Source organism: Raoultibacter timonensis, assembly GCF_022845715.1.
Lineage (GTDB): Bacteria > Actinomycetota > Coriobacteriia > Coriobacteriales > Eggerthellaceae > Raoultibacter > Raoultibacter timonensis.
The window spans coordinates 3,634,530-3,651,702 of sequence record NZ_AP025564.1 but is presented as its reverse complement, the minus strand read 5'-3'; the positions used below and the strand labels follow the sequence as shown (position 1 = coordinate 3,651,702).

The 17,173-nt window shown below is 60.0% G+C and carries 12 protein-coding genes; 7 read left to right on the top strand and 5 right to left on the bottom strand.

Annotated features, from left to right (window positions below; all coding sequences use genetic code 11):
* The first annotated feature begins 89 nt into the window (after positions 1–89).
* Complete coding sequence (locus MWL89_RS14845) at positions 90–803, top strand: sulfite exporter TauE/SafE family protein (protein WP_102380105.1); 714 nt, start codon at positions 90–92, stop codon at positions 801–803.
* 184 nt (positions 804–987) lie between these two features.
* On the opposite strand, the gene MWL89_RS14840 is transcribed toward MWL89_RS14845, so the two are convergent.
* The gene (locus tag MWL89_RS14840) at positions 988–2,439 is read right to left on the bottom strand and encodes a response regulator transcription factor (RefSeq protein ID WP_244387070.1); all 1,452 of its coding nucleotides are present in this window, start codon (positions 2,437–2,439) and stop codon (positions 988–990) included.
* 219 nt (positions 2,440–2,658) lie between these two features.
* Between MWL89_RS14840 and MWL89_RS14835 the strand changes: the two genes are divergently transcribed.
* Both MWL89_RS14835 and MWL89_RS14830 read left to right on the top strand, forming a co-directional pair.
* Positions 2,659–4,413 carry an FAD-dependent oxidoreductase gene (locus MWL89_RS14835; protein ID WP_244387068.1) on the top strand — a complete coding sequence of 585 codons (1,755 nt, stop codon included), beginning with the start codon at positions 2,659–2,661 and terminating at the stop codon, positions 4,411–4,413.
* Positions 4,414–4,443: 30 nt separating this feature from the next.
* Positions 4,444–4,965 carry a cytochrome c3 family protein gene (locus MWL89_RS14830; protein WP_244387066.1) on the top strand — a complete coding sequence of 174 codons (522 nt, stop codon included), beginning with the start codon at positions 4,444–4,446 and terminating at the stop codon, positions 4,963–4,965.
* A gap of 193 nt (positions 4,966–5,158) precedes the next feature.
* On the opposite strand, the gene MWL89_RS14825 is transcribed toward MWL89_RS14830, so the two are convergent.
* Complete coding sequence (locus tag MWL89_RS14825) at positions 5,159–6,931, bottom strand: FAD-dependent oxidoreductase (protein ID WP_244387064.1); 1,773 nt, start codon at positions 6,929–6,931, stop codon at positions 5,159–5,161.
* Positions 6,932–7,158: 227 nt separating this feature from the next.
* Here MWL89_RS14825 and MWL89_RS14820 point away from each other — a divergent pair, with 227 nt between their 5' ends.
* The gene (locus tag MWL89_RS14820; protein WP_244387062.1) at positions 7,159–8,706 is read left to right on the top strand and encodes a helix-turn-helix transcriptional regulator; all 1,548 of its coding nucleotides are present in this window, start codon (positions 7,159–7,161) and stop codon (positions 8,704–8,706) included.
* A gap of 139 nt (positions 8,707–8,845) precedes the next feature.
* On the opposite strand, the gene MWL89_RS14815 is transcribed toward MWL89_RS14820, so the two are convergent.
* The 3 genes from MWL89_RS14815 to MWL89_RS14805 form a co-directional block, all read right to left on the bottom strand.
* On the bottom strand, positions 8,846–9,289 hold the full coding sequence (locus MWL89_RS14815; protein WP_244387060.1) for a universal stress protein: 444 nt from the start codon (positions 9,287–9,289) through the stop codon (positions 8,846–8,848).
* A gap of 91 nt (positions 9,290–9,380) precedes the next feature.
* Positions 9,381–10,928: a helix-turn-helix transcriptional regulator gene (locus MWL89_RS14810; RefSeq protein ID WP_244387058.1), complete on the bottom strand. Its 1,548-nt coding sequence runs from the start codon at positions 10,926–10,928 to the stop codon at positions 9,381–9,383.
* Positions 10,925–12,472: a helix-turn-helix transcriptional regulator gene (locus tag MWL89_RS14805; RefSeq protein ID WP_244387055.1), complete on the bottom strand. Its 1,548-nt coding sequence runs from the start codon at positions 12,470–12,472 to the stop codon at positions 10,925–10,927. The genes MWL89_RS14810 and MWL89_RS14805 overlap by 4 nt, the downstream gene beginning before the upstream one ends.
* A gap of 233 nt (positions 12,473–12,705) precedes the next feature.
* Between MWL89_RS14805 and MWL89_RS14800 the strand changes: the two genes are divergently transcribed.
* From MWL89_RS14800 to MWL89_RS14790, 3 genes are all read left to right on the top strand, one after another.
* A complete protein-coding gene (locus tag MWL89_RS14800) occupies positions 12,706–14,460 on the top strand; it encodes an FAD-dependent oxidoreductase (RefSeq protein WP_244387052.1) in 1,755 nt (584 codons plus the stop codon).
* Positions 14,461–14,665: 205 nt separating this feature from the next.
* Positions 14,666–15,568 carry an acetamidase/formamidase family protein gene (locus MWL89_RS14795; RefSeq protein WP_102380099.1) on the top strand — a complete coding sequence of 301 codons (903 nt, stop codon included), beginning with the start codon at positions 14,666–14,668 and terminating at the stop codon, positions 15,566–15,568.
* 33 nt (positions 15,569–15,601) lie between these two features.
* A complete protein-coding gene (locus MWL89_RS14790; protein ID WP_102380098.1) occupies positions 15,602–17,005 on the top strand; it encodes an APC family permease in 1,404 nt (467 codons plus the stop codon).
* The last annotated feature ends 168 nt before the right edge of the window (positions 17,006–17,173 follow it).

The following is a 17,173-nucleotide window of genomic DNA, read 5'->3' as shown; positions in this document are numbered from 1 at the left end:
CCCTATCTGCTCGCCTACCGAGAGAACGTAAAACAAGGTGGTCTCGATGGTACACTGGATAAATTCGATTTCAGTGGAACATGGAGACAATGGAAAAAGCCCTCTTTATAGCTGCGTTCTTTTTCGCATATACCGTGCAGGCGATCACCGGATTCGCCGGCAACGTTTTTGCTATGCCCGTCGGCACGCAGCTGTTGGGGCTTTCGAGCTCGGTCGCCATTCTCAACGCGATGGGCTTTTTCGCCTGCGGCCTCCTGACCATTATGAACTTCAAAAGCGTCAACTGGCGAGAACTGGCAAAAATCGTCCTCACGATGCTTCCGTTCGTGCTCATTGGCATCTGGCTCGATACGGTGCTGCCCCTCCATATCCTGCTGCGCATCTACGGGGTGATCATCGTTGCGATCGGCTTGAAGAACCTGCTGCAGAAAAGGCAGAAGTTCCTTCCTGAATGGGCCTTGTGGGTTATTCTCGCTTTGGCGGGGCTTGTCCAGGGGATGTTCGTGTCGGGGGGCGCGTTGCTCGTGATCTATACCGTACAGAAGCTCCAGGATAAGCAGCAGTTTCGCATGACGCTTTCGGCTACGTGGGCGATCCTCAATCTCATCTACGCCGTTATCGCGTATCAGCAGGGCAGCTTTACGGGCGATGTCATCCAGATCGTGCTCATGTGCATTCCCGTGGCCGTAATCGCCACGTGGCTCGGCAATCGTCTGCAGAAGAAAATTAGCCAGGAGAAGTTTCTCAAGCTGACATATGTGCTGCTGTTATTCGTGGGCGTGATGCTGCTCGTGAGCGCATAGAACCTGGTTGCCAAGGCAGTAGAGCTCCCGTCTTGCCTGTTCGTTGTCTATGCGGGTCGTTGTGGCATCCACTGCGCTGTCGGCGAGGATGCAAAGGTCGTTCGGGTTCGCTTCATCGAAGGTCAACGGCGAGACCCTATGAACCGGTCCGACTTCTGGGGCTTTGCCGCGCATCGGCTTCTGCCTAGCCGCTCTGCGGCGTCTCGAATCCTGGATCGATGTCACGCATGAGCTCGAATAGCTCGTCGCGGTCGTGTACGTCGAGCTTGCGGTAGATGTGACGTATGTGCGCCTTTGCTGTGCCGCGGGCGATGAACATGCTGTCAGCTACCTCGCTTGCCGTTTTTCCCTCGAGCAGCAGCGAGAGCGCTTCCCGCTCGCGCGCCCCCAAGCTCTGTTCCGTTGCGTACGAGGTGATGAACGACGAGGAGCCGATAGACTTCTCGCTCGGCTTGCCCTGCTGCTTGAAGCGGTATTTCGAGTACAGCTGGATGGTTCTGTTGTTCATGCTTACGAGGGTGCAGGCGATAATACCGACGATCAGGCATATCGACAGCAGCGTCTTCAGCGTGCCGCTTTGGTCGAGCGCATCTACTGCCAATGCGACGGGGCGTCCGAGCAGGCATCCGCCGAATATAGTGACGAGCAGCAAGGCCGCAAGCTTGTGCGGGTTGAACGCGAAGCGGGTGCCGAGGCTGCAAAGCAAGATGATGAGGTACGAGATATTCACGGCGCAGCCCATGGTGGCCAGAGAGAAAATGAACGACTCGTCGATGTGGAGAAACGAGGCGAAAAGCATACCGGCGACTACCAGCGTCAGGGCGATGTAGAGAAGCGAGGCGATATTCACGCGCTTGGAGAACAGCGAGACGATGCCCAATACGAGCGCCGCAGGCCACAGCATGCTCCACCCCACATCGGAATGCCATGACTCCAATCCTACGAACGATACCGAAAGCATAAACGCAAAACTGAAGAGGAATGCGGTGAGAAGCGGGCCGGCGAGAAACGCGAAGGACGGTTTCTCGTCGGACATCCTTTTTTCCGAAAGATTCGGCCGTTTATCAAGGGTATGGGACAGCGTCCAGCCTGAAAGCAGTATGACGGCGGTGTATCCGACGACGAGCCTATCCCAGAACATGCCGAGGAGAAACCACGAAATCAGGCAGCCGATCGCGATCGAAACGAGGAGCGAAAACGCCACGGTTTCCACCGCTTGGCCTACAAAGAGCCCGAACCAGAAAATAGCTACCGTACCGATGAGAAGCCCTACGGAGACGGCGGAAACGATAAGAGCAGCATCGTACAGTTCGGGAAGTGCGACTGTTGCTGTTCTCAAGAATACGAATCCGAGGGCGGCAACCAGAGAGGATGTCAGAAGGATCGGTTTGCGCAGCCTGTCGAGCGCATGCGAATCGACACCTGCCAAGGCGAGCGTTGCCACTGCAATGCTGGTTACGCAGATGATGTCGGCATAGGAGAGCCCGATAGCGGTCGCCCGGTAGCCGTTAGCGTAGTGGGTAAGCGTCACAATCGCAACGAGCAGCGACGATCCGAAATAGTACCATTTTGTTTCCGCTGCGCACGACTTCAGCGCCTCTTTTGCGGTCGACCACGCTTGGCCGATTCTGTCCATACGGCTTCCCCCAATGCTTCGCATTGTTCCCTTGCTGCATTGTCCCATAGGTTTCCGGTTCGCAACAGGCGCGATTGAGTAACCCGGGGGGTTAGCGGGCGGGGGTTAGCGGCTCTTGCAAGATCGACGCCGCTTAAGCCTGGGATAACCGGGCGGGGTATCCGCACTATGTTCTGCGGGAGCACGAGGGGTGCTTCCCAGTCAAGGAGGGAGAATCGCATGATGAAGAAAAGCGAGAACAGCACGGCCTTATCGAGGCGCAGTTTTCTCACGGGCGCCGCGGTGCTTGGCGCCGGTGCGGCCATGGCGGGTCTTGCGGGCTGCTCGTCGGGCGGGGATGCCGCAAAGCCGACATCCGACGATGCGGCGGCGAAAGAGCCGACGGCCGAAGCGGCAGGCGATGGCTCGGCATCATCTGGATTGCAGCCATGGGAAGTGGCACCCGAACCTATTTCGGACGACCAGATCGTCGAGACCATCGACTGCGACATCGCGGTTTGCGGCGCGGGTATCGCGGGACTGCCGGGCGTTGCGCTTGCGGCCGAACAGGGTGCCAACGTGCACGTGCTCGAGAAAGCCGGCACGTACAGCACGGCGCGCCTGTGCACGTGCGGCTTCAATGCCAAATGCCAAACGGACAACGGCATAACCTACGATCGCGACAAGTTCATCACCGACGTATGGAAGATCACGAACGGCAGCCAGGGCCGCATGTCCTCGTACGGCAAATGGTTTGACAACAGCGCCCCCTACATCGACTGGCTTCAGGGCGTATGCCAGTCGGTGGGATGCGATATCGTTCCGCAGCAGGTGACGGGCTTCAAGGTTACCAATGATGGCGTCGGCCAGGTAGGCGCGAACGAGTTCTGGGCAACGTACGCCGCCATGATCTACTTCGTCGATAAAGACGGCAAGACGCTCGCCGACGGCGTGAACGTCGATTGGACGGGAATCCTCGCCGACTATGCCACCGACAAGGGCGTGACTATACACTACAACACCCCCGCCGTGCAGCTCGTGCGCGACGAGAGCGGCCGGGTAACCTCGGTTATCGGCGAAAACGAGGTGGGCGAATACATCAAGATCAACGCGTCGAAGGGCATCTTGCTCGCGTGCGGCGACATGGGCGGCAACCGGGAGATGATGGGCTATTACAACACCTCGCTTCTGAAAACCCGCAGCGTTGCCGAAACCAAGAACACGGGCGACGGCCAAATGATGGGTATGTGGATCGGGGCCGATATGGACGACTTTGCGGCGGGCGATCTCTTTCCGTTCGTCGCCGTCGATGCGAACGGCGAGCGGCCGACGTCTCCCGACAGCAAATCCTACGCCGCCGTTGCGAACCTGCCGGTTTTCATGGTGGACAACACCGGTAGGCGCCTTATGCCCGAGGACCTGCCGTTCCAGGCATGCTCGGTTCCCAAGATCACGGCAACGTCCGATGGATCCGCATGGAGCGTATGGGACAGTGCATGGCAGGAGAAGTTCCCCGAGGGATACCCCGAGGGCGATTATCTTTCGGAGAACTCACCCGAGCAGATCGAGATCGACGTGAAGAACGGCGTGACCGTTCGGGCCGATACCATTGAAGAGCTCGCCGAGAAGATGGGTGTAGATCCCGAGATATTTACAGAGCAGCTTGATCGCTACCACGGATTCTGCGAGTCGGGCAAAGACCTCGACTTCTACAAGAACCCGCTGTGGCTCACCACCATCGATACGCCGCCGTTCTACGCGTCGCGCCACGTCGTGAGCATCACGAGTACGCGCGGTGGCCTGCGCAACGACGAGCGCTGCCGCGTCCTCGACAAAGAGGGCATGCCCATCCCCGGGCTGTACGTGGCGGGCAATACGGCGGGCTCGTTCTACGGCAACGTATATCCGCCCAACGTGATGGGCTCGGGCATCGGACACGGCCAGTGTTTCGCATGGCTTGCGGTCAAAGACATGCTCGGCATGGAATACATCTAGCCGCATCGAATGGACGGCGAGGAACGTATTATGGATAAGAGAAGACGCGTATCGCGTGCGATACAGCTCGGTTTGGCCGCTGTGCTCATGTGCGCCCTGTTTGCCCTGTGCGCGTGCGGCGGCTCGGGTGGCGGGGAAGGCGGCGGATCCTCCCAAGGCGGTTCGTCCGGCGGTGAGTCGGCAACGGCGAGCGCCGAAGCACAGCCCGGCAGCATGATGGCGGTGCATACTCCCGACCAGATCAAGCTCATCGACGGCGACTGGTCGAAGAAGAACTGTCTCGGTTGCCATCCGCGCGATACCATTACGGCGGTGACCGAAGACTACGGCGGGGCGGAGGGCTACAATCCCCACGCTGCCCACACCGAGGCATACGATTGCGGCATGTGCCACTCGATCGAGGGTACGTCGGTGCTCGTATGCAATACGGCATGCCATGGCGGATACCATGGCGGCGGCAACGGGTGGCCTCTGCCGGAGGTCGGGTGGCAGGATCCGACTGCCGAGATGCCGAGTGCCGACGGAACGCCGGTGGATACCTCGAAGGCGTAGGAGCAGGAAGCGCATACAAACCAAAGGGGCCCCGCAGCTGCGCGGGGCCCCTTAACACGTGCGGCCCCGACTCAAAAAGTCGGGGCCGCTTTAGCCGTGTCGGCATACGCAGCCCAGAGGGAGGGAGGAGTGAGCTGCGCGGGGTTGGTTGTGTGCGGCCCTCGCCTGCGAAGGCCGCACGTTCTGATCGAGCTTACAATCCCGCGAGCACGCGGCCGACGAGCATGCCGTGGGTGATCGCCATGCCGTGGCTAATGCCGGGGGCGGGCAGGGGGTAGTCCACGAGGAAACGGCCGCCCTGCGCGTTGCCAACAGCGTAGAGGCCCTCGATCGGTTCGTCCTCGGTGTCGAGCACGTTGAAGTCGACGTCGGTCTCGAGGCCGCCCATGTTCACGAGAATCACGGTGTCGGTCAGGGGGAAGGCGTAGAACGGGCCTTCTTCGATGGGGAACAGGCGGTCGGCGCGTTTGCCGAAATCATCGTCATGACCCTTGGCAGCCAGTTCGTTGTAGCGATCGATGGTCGCCTGCAGCGCGGTCGCATCGACACCCATCTGCTCGGCGAGCTCGGCAATGCTGTCGGCGGTTTTACCGAGTGCGTTCGGGCCTTCGAAGTAGCTGGTGAAGCCAGGGGTATTGCCGTCTTCGTTGCCTTCGAGCGAGATGTAGGCGTTCTTGCCGTACGAGCCGTTGGGCACGTCCGATCCGCTTTCGACAAACCAGTTCACGTTGCCGTGGCCGGTGTCCATGTAACCGATCTGCTCGGTCCATTTCGAGTCGAAGATCTGCCACAGCTGCTTTTTGGGTGCGCGCGAGATCTGGTTCTGAAGCGGCTGGCCGCCCACATCTTCGTTCATGATGCGGTTGCCGTAGATGTCGGTGAGCAGAAACGCGTCCACGCCGAGGGGCCCGCCCAGATGGTGGGTCATCGGCGCGTGCGGGCCGTCTTCCATCTTGGCGCCGACCCACATGCCCATCTGCTGGCCGTCGCCGGTGTTGGTCTTCTCGCCTTTGGCGTCGGTGTTGGGGAAGATGCTCATGAACCGCGATGACCACGGCACGTAGTGCTCCATCATCTCGGCGTTCGAGGCGTAATCGCCCGTTGCGAGGAGCACCGCCTTCGACGCATTGATCTGCTTGTAGGTACCATCCATATCCTCGACGATAACGCCTTCGACGCGGCCCGCGTTGTCCGGGCGAACGAGCTGGCGCGCGAAGGTGGAGTACATAAACGTAACGCCTGCGTCTTCGCAGATCTTGACCATCGCTTCGATGTAGGGGCCGTTATCGGGCAGGCAGATCTGGCAATCGTCGAAGATCGGGTAGTAGTCGGCGGCGATGTTGGCGGTATCGGGGTGCGGCCAATGCATCTTGCGAACGCTCATGCTCTCGCCGTCGTACGGATCGGATTCTGCTTCGACGACGTACTTTCCCTCGCTAGGGGCGAGGAACCAGTCGAATGCCTCGCCGGAATTCTCGGCCCAGAGGTTTAGGATGCGCTGGTTCGGACGGTAGCCGCATTCTTTCATGAGCTGGGCGACAACGGCGTTCTTGTCGATTTCGATACCGAGGTCTTCCTGGATCTTGCCGCCGATGCAGCCGACTTGATTCGAGCGGTACTGCCACGTCGTGCCTTTCTCGACCACCACGATATCCTTCGCACCGTTCTCGACGGCGGAGCGTACGGCGCTGATGCCCGAAATGCCTGCGCCGATAACGACGATCTCGGCGTCAATGGTTTCGGCGATATCGCTATCGGCTATTGCGTCGGGGGCAACGAGGAAGCTTGCGGTCGACGTACTTGCTGCGGCGCTGCCAGAAGAGGCGCTACCCGCCTCCCCGCTCGCTTCCTTGGTTGCGGGCGAGCAGCCCGCAAGGCCTGCGCCGGCGATCACTGCGGCCGTGGCGCCGAGGCCGAGAAACGAGCGACGGCTCAAACCGTGCTTGTTCAGATGGGTTTCTTTCATTGGTCTCCTCTTTCTCTTGAACTTCCCTCACAAAGACGAGTACACGGTACGCGGGCAATGCGTGCGCCCGCACCGACTAAAAGGGTTGATTCGCTCGCCTGCCGGTAACATCAACTGAAAGGGTTGATGCTCGATCTGGGAAAACGCAGCCGCCTGTTGCAAAGAGGTTTCCGGAAAGCGTTGCGAAATCCAGTACAATAAGCCAATCGGCGCTGAAAGGGAGATAGGTGCACAGCTTCTTCGAAACAAGTCGCACGTTTACGATGCGGTATGCGGGCTTGAGCTTTTACTGGGCGTGGGTGTTTCTATCCTTCAACTCGTCCGATTTGACGGCGCCGGGCGGGGCGCACGAAATCCTTTCCGTCGTGCACATCGTCTCGTCGGCGGCCGCTATGGTGACGTTCGCTCTGGCGATTGTGTTTCACCGCAGGGTCATGGCGTGCGGCTCGCGGCGCGTGGGCATCGCTCTTTTCGTCGGTTCTCTGGTGGCGTGCGCGGGCACGCTGCTCTATACGTTTCCGGGGTTGGTGGGCAACAACACGTTTTCGGTTGTCGGTGCTGCCGTATCGGGCCTCACCTGCTCGGCGATCGTGCTCGCTTGGGGTGTCGTGTGCCGGGATCTGGCTGCGCGGGAAGCTGTTCTGTTCACCTCGATGACGTTCTTCGGTGCTGCGGTGCTCTACCTGATCGTATCGTATCTCGGTGCTGTGGCTTCGTCGATCGTCGTCTCGCTGTTCCCCGTGCTGGCTGCAGCGCTTGCGGCATACAGTCTCGGCGACCGCGCAAACGGGCGGACTCCCGCGCCCTCGCCGAGCGCTTCCGCTGCATGGACGGTCGAGCTTGGACAGCTGTTGCGCACGGGGCTTTCGTGGCGAATCATCGTCGGGCTGCTTGCCGCGCTGTTCGTCTGCGGCGGCATGCGCGTGTATTTCGGAGATATAGCCCCGGTGGTGTACCGCGATCCGATTCTTATGACGTTGCCGCTTGCGTTCGGAGCGGTCGTGTTCTTCATCTACGGCATTTTCGTATCGCGCACGAGCCTCAATCTCGGCATTCTGTACCGGGTGGCCATGCCGCTGTTTGCTTTGGCGCTCGTGCTGATCGCTTTGTTCGGCGGCGACAATGCGGCGTTGGCTTTCTTCATGATGTCGACCGCTTCGGTGCTGTTCGAGGTTCTCACCTGGGCGCTGCTCGTCGAAATAACGCGAACCACGCACTACCCGCCGTTGCTCATCTTCGCGGTCGGTCGCCTTGCGGTGCATGTGGGCATTGTGGCGGGCGAGCTTGTGGCGTTCGCGATGATCGGAAACCTCATGGTGTTCGCGATCCTTGCCATCGGCATTCTCTTCGTGTCGGCGGGATTCACGTTCACCGACCGCGATACGACGTTTCTCTTCGAACCCCCGACGCCCGAAGAACTCGAGCGCCTCGGTGCCGTGGGCGATGGGCGGGCTATCGAGGCTTCGGCGATGCGCGGAGCGGGGGCGGCAGGTTCGGCTGACGGCGCACAGCCCGAGAGCGTCGTTGACGAAGACCTGCTCATCCGCAGCAACCTGTGGGGGCGCATCGACGCGATGGCGAAGGAGTACGGCTTCTCGCCGCGTGAGAAAGAGGTGTTCGCGCTCTGGGTTACCGGACGCGGTTCGAAGTACATCCAGGAGACGTTCGTCATTTCCGAGGCGACCGTCAAAACGCATGTGCGCCACATCTACGAGAAGTGCGACGTGCACAACCGCGCCGAGCTTATGAATAAGCTTGAAGAAATTACCTGCTGAGGGCTCGCGACAACGGGATTTTGCGAAAAACCGCTTTGGAATTTCTCCGCAAGCATTGCGCGCCGATTACGCGCTGCGCACGGCGTCTTCGCGGCGGCGGATCTGATTGTGCTGATTGTGCAATCGGGCGAACCGATCGTCAGTTCTGTTTCACCACGAGTACGTCGCAGCGGACGTTTCTGATGAGGAACGTCGAGATGCTCCCCACGAATGCGTACTTGATGTTCGAGAGGCCGCGCTCACCGCAAACGACGAGGTCGGGACCGAACGGCTCGATCATCTGCTCGGCTAGCGTATCGGTGATGCGCCCCGCCCGCACGATGAGTTCGAACGAGGGGATATCGGGGTTGTTGCGCGCTTCGGCGAGAATGTCGGCGATGTCGCGTTCGATGCGTTCGGCAACGTCTTCGCAAAGCGCCTTGAAATCGGTGCCCGACGCTTCGTAGGGGACCGAATCGATTACGTGTCCGAACGCAAGATGGGCGTGGTTGTCGGCGGCGAGCGCGATGGCTCGTGCGGTTACGGCTTCCTGGGTTGATCCGCCGTCGAGTGCTGCGAAGATGCGCGTGTAATGTTGAGCCATGGGTCATCCTTCCTCGGGCGTTCGTACGTGTCGTGCGTTTCGCTTCGCATCGATCCGGTGCCGATAAGAAACGGTCGAGCTTATTGTACCGCTAGCTTTTGCGCGCCTCCATCTCGCGGCACATTTCGATGATATCCTGTTTCGAATGGACGCCGAGCTTGCGGTACACGTTCTTGATATGGGTCTTTGCCGTGTTCTCGGAAACGCCGAGTTCGGAGGAGATGTCGGCGACCGATTGCCCTCGCGACAGCTTGACGAGCACGTCGAACTCGCGTTCGGTCAGATCGTGCTTTGCGGCGAGCGCTTTGCACGTGGCAGAGCGATTGGGGGCCGTTGCAGGAGCGTGTGCGGCTGCGTCCTCGAGCGGTGCCGCATTGTCGCTGCGCGCTGCGGGGGCGATGTCGGCGGTCGTGCGCGAGGCGGTTGGTTCGTCGTTTTGCCGGAAGCCGGCAGCGGCATCGTTTTCCGGTTTCGGGTACTCGGCTTGGGCACGCGTGGCTTTCGGCGCGGGTTCGGCTTTCTTTCTGAACAGGAATAGGGCGAGCATCGAAAGCAGATAGAGCGATACGAGCGAGATCGCCGTGATGGAAAGATCGCCTTCGGTGAGCGTTCTGCCCCCGAAATATCCGAACGCCTTGCCGAGTGCTCCGGCAAGCGAGGTCGTGCCGAGCGCAAGCCCGAAGCTTGTGGTCGCGCTGAGATCGTGGCGGCGCGAGCTATCGGCGGCAAGGCACCACAGCACGATTCCCGCAGCGTAGGAACCTGCCCCAACGAACGCGTTCACTACGCCGCCGAAGCCGTTCCATATGATGGGCAACAGCAAAAACCCTGTTGCCACGATGGGCAGAATCAGCTTGTAGATATTCTCGATCCGCATGTTCTGTTTGAGCATCGCGACGGGCGCGGCGAGCAGTAGGAGTACGGCGGCGCTGCTTGCAAGCGAGAGCAGTCGCATGGTTTCGACCGAGCCGTCGTATTGCCCCGAAATCCACGGCATGAGGCCGGTGAGAAACGCGAACACCGACGTACCGAAGATCGGACGCCACAGCTCGCCGAAAACGGCGCGCAGCCGCGGGCTGTCGAACGCAACCGACGATTGGTCGGGCAGTTTGATGAGGATTGCGGCAACGATGAGGATCGCGACGATGGCCGAGGCGACGATCGCTACATCGGGCACGAAAAACGTTGCAGCATATACGACGAGCGCGGCGGTTTGGCTGCCGAGTACGAACAGGTACGCCTTGCGCAGCGGGAGCGCGGCGCAGAGCCTTCCCCATGAAACGCTGATGAGCGCGTCGCCGACGCCGAGCATGGTTCCCGCGAAAACGAGCTCTATCAAGGAGGCGAACGACAGCTCGGAGAACGTTGTGGCGGTGCCGAGACCGGGCATGGCAAGGATGCCCGCTATGAACAAAACGGCGCCGACTCGGCCGAACTGCCGCTGCTTCGAGGCGCTCACCAACGAGAAGAAGAAGCAGCCGAAGTATCCGAAACCTTTGCTGAGCAGGCTTGTCGTCATGACGGCAACGGCGATTTCCTGTGACGCGCCAAGCAGTCCGGGGAACAGGATGGTGCCATGGAAGCAGATGAGCTCTGCGAACAGGAAAAGCGAGAAACCGATCAACCTCAATCCCGTCATGCGTTCTCGGCACCTCTCTTATTCTCCACGGCAGCCACGAGCTCTGATCGTGAATGGACATCGAATCGACGGTAGATTTTCTGGGTATGGTACTTCACCGTGCTTGCCGACAGGTACAGATCTTGGGCAATGCGCGGAATCGTGCGGCCTTCGATAAGCTGCAGAAAGATTTGGCGCTCCTGATCGGTAAAGCCGAGCTCGTCGGCAATGTCGTCGAGCGTGAGCGGTTCTCTTTCGGCAGCGTTCCCATCAAGCGGATTTGTCTTCGGATCGAACGGGCCGAAATCCACCTGGTCGAGCGATTCGGCGTCGCGGTTCGCCCGCTGCCGCCCGAGAACCGATGAAGCGGCGATGGCGATAAGGTACAGGCTTCCAAGCCCGATGAGAGCGACGCCCGCGCCTGCTTCGGAAAGACGGGTGGCAAACGCCGAGCCGATGCCCATACCCGCGAACAGGCAGGTGAGCGTGATGGTGTCGCTTCCTGCGAACAGGGATGCCGAAGGCACGTCGGCCGCGCGGGCGATTTCGGCTATCGTGCACGAAAGGATGATGCCGGTGAGCATGTAGCCGGTCGTTGCGAGCACTCCGGCGACGGGGGTCGGAATGGCGGTAACGAGACCAGGCAGAATAAGAAAGCCGAGAGCCGACAGGGGGAGCGCCACCTTGTAGCCGTTCTCAAGCTTTAAGGGCTGATGGAAGGCGAGCGCGGGAATGAGCATGATGACGATGACTGCGGCGGATATGCCGAGCACGAAAAACTGCATGCCCACCGGGTCGAGCGGATCGGATGCGTGGTTGGCTGCTGCGGTGACGAAGCCGCTCAAGAACGCGAACACGCCCACGGCAAGCACGCCCTTCCAGAGAAACGGCGTGATGCCCCTGATCTGCGAACGTGCCGTATGCGTGTGCTCTCGAACCGGCGGCAGGAGGGCGGCGCAAACGTTGCCGGCGATCATGCAGATGACGAGTGCGGGCATGAGCAGCCAAGGGGGAAGCAGCAGTACGACGGCGCACAGGACGGTAGCCGTAGCATGGCTTGCGAGCAGATACAGATAACTCACCCTGTACGAGAGCGAAGGTAGCATGGTAAGCCAGATCAGCCCCATGACGCCCTGCGCTCCACCGAACAGGACGCCGCCGAAAGCGGTTGCAGCCGAGAATCCCGCGCTTCCCGTGCCAACTACAAGTGCCAGCCCTGCGCAGGCGACCGCCGTTGCGACGGCGGGCACAAGTCGTCGGGGCAGGGGTTCGCGCAGCTTGCCCGACGCGACGAGGGAGATGGCGAGAAACACCGCAACGCGCGCAGCGATCGAAGCGTAAGCGAACAGTTCCGCGGAGGATTCGCTCAGCGCGCCGCTTCCGATCAAGGCCGTGCTCGAGTGGAACGCCAGAATATCGGCGAACAGGTAAAGCGAAAAGCCCGCGTATGGAACCGTGATGGTTTGCTTCATGATGCTGTTCGATGGCTGCGTTTCCTCGCGCAGCGCGCTCTTCCTCCCGTGGATGATCTTCCCATAATACAGGGAAGCCGTTTTTTTCGCCATAAACCGCTTTTCACCAGAGCAGAGAAGATGAAATTTAGCCGTTTCGGGTGAGGTGCGCGACAACGATTATAGGCTTTGGACTCTTCGGGTGATGACGGGAGTCGGCGTCGGCCCGTAAGCTTTGGTCGTCGTCGGACAGGCAGACGGAAGGGCTGCGGATTGCAGGCAAGCTACTCGGCAGGCGATCGAGGCGTCCGGCAAAGTAAACCGATCATCGAAAGGGGATCGTTAGTATGGAAGAAAAGAATCTATCACGTCGAGCGTTTCTTGGCCTTGGAGCCACGGCGGCCGTTGTGGCCGGCGCGGGGATCGCGGGCTGCTCGCCGGCTCCGAAAGCCGATTCGGGCGCTGCGGCTGGTTCGGGCGATGCGGCGGCTCCCGCTGCGGGCGGCGGCAACCCCACCGAGTTCGTTCCTTCGTTCATGAACGCACCCGAGCCGATCGACGAGTCGAAGGTCACCGAAACCATCGATGTCGACGTCTGCGTCGTGGGCCTCGGTTTGGCCGGCGTGTGCGCACTGCGCGAGGCGGCCGACAGCGGCGCCAAGGTCATCGGCATTGAGAAGGGGCCCGATGTGGGCTATCGTTCCGGCGAATTCGGTACCTTCGGCAGCGAAATTCACAAGCAGCTCGGCATCGAGCAGCCTGAGACGCAGGAGGTCGTCAACGAGCTCATGAAGGTTATGGGCAACCGTCCGAACGCTCAGCTTTTGAACTACTGGATCGGCAACTCGGGCGCCGACCTCGATTGGTACATCGGTACCGCCGAGCATGAGCTTCTGACGAGCGATTCGGACACGCCGACCGATCCCGAGAAGCCCTACGTGTTCCCCGAGCGCTGCCCGGTGAACGAGAACTACAACTGGCGCGAAGAGAACTACCCGTGCTTCCCCGGCATGGTGCATCTGCTCCCCGACCATGGCTGGGCCATGCACGGAACGCTCGAGGCGGCTAAAGGCGCTGGCGCCGAAGCTCGCTTCAACACGAAAGCCGAGCAGCTCATCAAAGAGGGCGACAAGGTTGTGGGCGTGTACGTATCCGATGAGGATGGCAACATCATCCGCGTCAACGCAGCCAAAGGCGTTGTGCTCTCCACGGGCGACATCTCGAGCGATACCGAAATGCTCACCTACTATGCGCCGCAGGCTACCAAGTACGCTGTGTTCTTCAGCTCTATGGATAAGAACGGCAAGCCCGTCAATACCGGCGACGGCCACAAGATGGCCATGTGGGCTGGTGCCGTCATGGAAGACGGCCCGTATGCACCGATGACTCACAGCCTCGGCACCAACTCCATCGGCATCAATCCGTATCTTATGGTGAACAAGCTCGGTCAGCGCTTCGCGAACGAAGATGTGGGAGCTCAGGAGCTTCAGAATCAGATCAAGCGCCAGAAGGATGGCACGACCTACCAGATCTTCGACAGCAAGTGGCCTGAGCAGCTGCAGTACATGCCCCAGTGCTTCGGCGGCGTGACGCACTACGTTCCGCCGGAGGAAGAGGAGCAGTACGCGCACGCCATCAACCACTTCGCGGCGGGCTATGCGTCCGACAGCTACTTCCAGGGCGAAATCGAAGCCGGCTCGATCATTCCGGCCGATTCGATCGAAGAGCTCGCAGGCAAGATCGAGGTTCCTGCCGATGCGCTCAAAGCGACGGTCGATCGTTACAACGAGCTTGCCCATAAGGGCGTCGACGAGGACTTCTCGAAGGTTTCAAGCCGCCTGTTCCCCATCGAGGAAGGCCCGTTCTACGCGGTTCCCTTCGGGGATTCGGGTATGCTCGTGCTCATCGGCGGCATCGATTGCGATCCCGATCTGCATGCGCTCGATGCCGAGAAGAACCCGGTCCCCGGTCTCTACGTTGCCGGCAACACCATGGGCGGCCGCTTCCTCGTGGACTACCCCGTTACGGTGGCCGGCGCCAGCCACTCGATGGCCATGTCGTTCGGCCGTCTTGCCGGTCGCAACGCGGCTGCGGGCAAGTAAGCGGTACGTACCCGAACGTCCCGCCTGCTTCCCCCGGTAAGCGGGATGCCGATATCCCTCCTGACGAATGCCGTCTGCCTTTGTGGCAGGCGGCATTTCCTTATGGGGCATTTTCCGTCGTGGTCGGGCAATATGGGAGTAGAATAGACGCCGTATGGTCACATTACCGTTCCGATCATATATAAAGACAAGGAGGTGAGGTGTGATGAAGACGATCGTAAGCCAGGTGTACACGTTCTCGAAGGACAACGAACCATGCGAGACGATACAGCCGGGCGAGGTGCTGAAGTTCATGACGATGGATTGCTTCTCCAACAAGATAACCGGGGAAGACGTAACCATGAACGATTTGGACTACGGCTACGATGTTGCAAACCCAGCCGCCGGCCCCGTGTTCGTCGAGGGTGCCGAGGCGGGTGACGTGCTCGTCGTGGACATCTACGACATCCAGGTGGCCGACGAGGGTACGATTGCAACTGACGATCACTGCGGCCCGTTGTTCGAAACGACGGACTACCGTACCAAGAAGATCAGGATCTCGGATGGTATGGCGGATTTCAACGGAGTGAAATTCCCCATAGATCCGATGATCGGGGTTATCGGTACGGCACCCGACGGCGAGGATATCATCGACGGGTACGTGGGCAGTCATGGCGGCAACATGGACAACAAGCGTATCACGAAGGGCGCGCGCCTGTATTTTCCCGTACGGGTTCCCGGCGCGCTTTTGCAGATGGGCGACGTGCATGCTGCGATGGGCGATGCAGAGCTGTGCGGTACGGGCATCGAGATTCCGGCGGAGATCACCGTCAAGGTGTCGCTCGTCAAGGGCTTCGAGCTCAATTGGCCCGTGCTCGAAACGCACGAGAAGTGGTATGTGAACGCTTGTGCCCAGGAGTACAACGAAGCGCTCGTCAATGCGAGCAAGGAACTGCAGCGGCTTTTGATGGGCGTCACGGGTTGGGATGCCGTCGAGGCGTACATGTACATGTCGGTGCAGAGCGATGTGGAGATCAACCAGGGGTGCAAACCGTGCGAAGTGCAGCTGAGTCTGCGCATCGGCACGCCGAAGCTGCCCCAGTTCCCACCGCTGATCCCGCAGCCGTAAAGACCGCCCCGATCAACGAAAGAAGAATCAATTATGGAAGAAAAACAATCGCCGGCAAAAGAGGCCTCGCCATCTCGCGGTGAGAACATCGAGCAGTTTGGCTACAAACAGGAACTTCGCCGCGGCATGGGGCTGAAGGACGTCGTCTTGTACGGTGTACTGTTCATGGTCATCATCGCGCCGCAATCGATCTACGGCGAGATCCAGATCGCTTCGGGCGGTATGACGCCGCTCGTTTACATCGTGGGCTTCGTGGCCATCAGCTTCACGGCCATGAGCTACATGCGCATGAGCAAGCGGTTCCCGATCGCCGGTTCGGTGTACTCGTACGTGCAGCGCGGCATCAACCCGCATGTGGGCTTTATGGCGGGATGGCTCATCCTGCTCGACTACGTGTTCGTGCCATCGCTTTTGCTGGTCATGGTGGCCAACTGGGGCGTTGCGCTCGTGCCGGGCAGCCCGTGGTATCTGTGGGTTGTCGTGTTCGTAGTGTTCAACACGTTTGTGAACATCCGCGGCATTTCGATGACCAAGGGCGTCGACTGGGTGATCTTCGTCGTCGAGATCCTTGCGGTCATCGCGTTCATCGCTATCGGCACGACGTTCGTGCTTGGTGGTGGCGGCGCAGGCGAGCTTACGCTCGATCCGATATATCAGCCTGGTAAAGTCGACCTGCACTTCATTGCAACGGCGGTGTCCATCGCTTGTTTGTCGTTCCTCGGCTTCGACGGCATGAGCACCCTCGCCGAGGAAACGGTGAAGCCCGAGAAGACTATCGGCAAGGGTATCATCATTGCGCTTTGCATCATGGTGGTCGTGTTCGTTGCCCAGACCTATGTGGCTGCGCTCATTCAGCCTGACGTATCGCAGGTCGATGCCGAGATGGGCTTCTTCGATGCCGCTCTGCTCGCCGGCGGACCGGTGCTCCAAAAAGTGCTCTTGGTGGTCAACATCGTTGCAGTGGGTATAGCGAACATCATGAACGCGCAGCTCGCATCGTCCCGCCTTCTGTACTCCATGGGCCGCGACGGCGTGATTCCGCGCATCTTCGGTAAGGTGCATCCGAAGTTCCGCACGCCGTGGATCGCGTCCATCGCACTCGGCTGCGTATCGCTCATCCTCCCGATCTTCCTCGACATGACAACGCTCGTGGCGTTCGTGAACTTCGGAGCGCTGTCGTCGTTCATCTTGCTGAACTTCGCGGTGTTCCTGTTCTTCTTCGTACGGGAGAAGAAGCGGGGATCGTTCGGCGATGTCGTCAAATACTTGATTTGCCCCTGGCTCGGCATAGGCATCCTCCTCTACGTATTTACCGGGTTCGATCTGCAGACCTACGCCGTCGGCATCAGCTGGTTGGTGATAGGCCTCATTATCGGCGCGGTGAAGTCGAAGGGGTACAAGGAAGTCCCCGAAGCTTTCAAGAACCTCGAAGTGTAGGGGATTGGAAGCGAAGAAGAGCAAAACGTGTGAAAACGTGTGAAAACGCGTGCGGTTGCTCTGCTTGGGCGCGCATGCGTATCCGTGCAAAGGGCTTCTAAACGCGAGAGCTCGCCGACGTGACATTGAGGCATTCTCTAAACGGGCCGTCCGCTTTTGCGGGCGGCC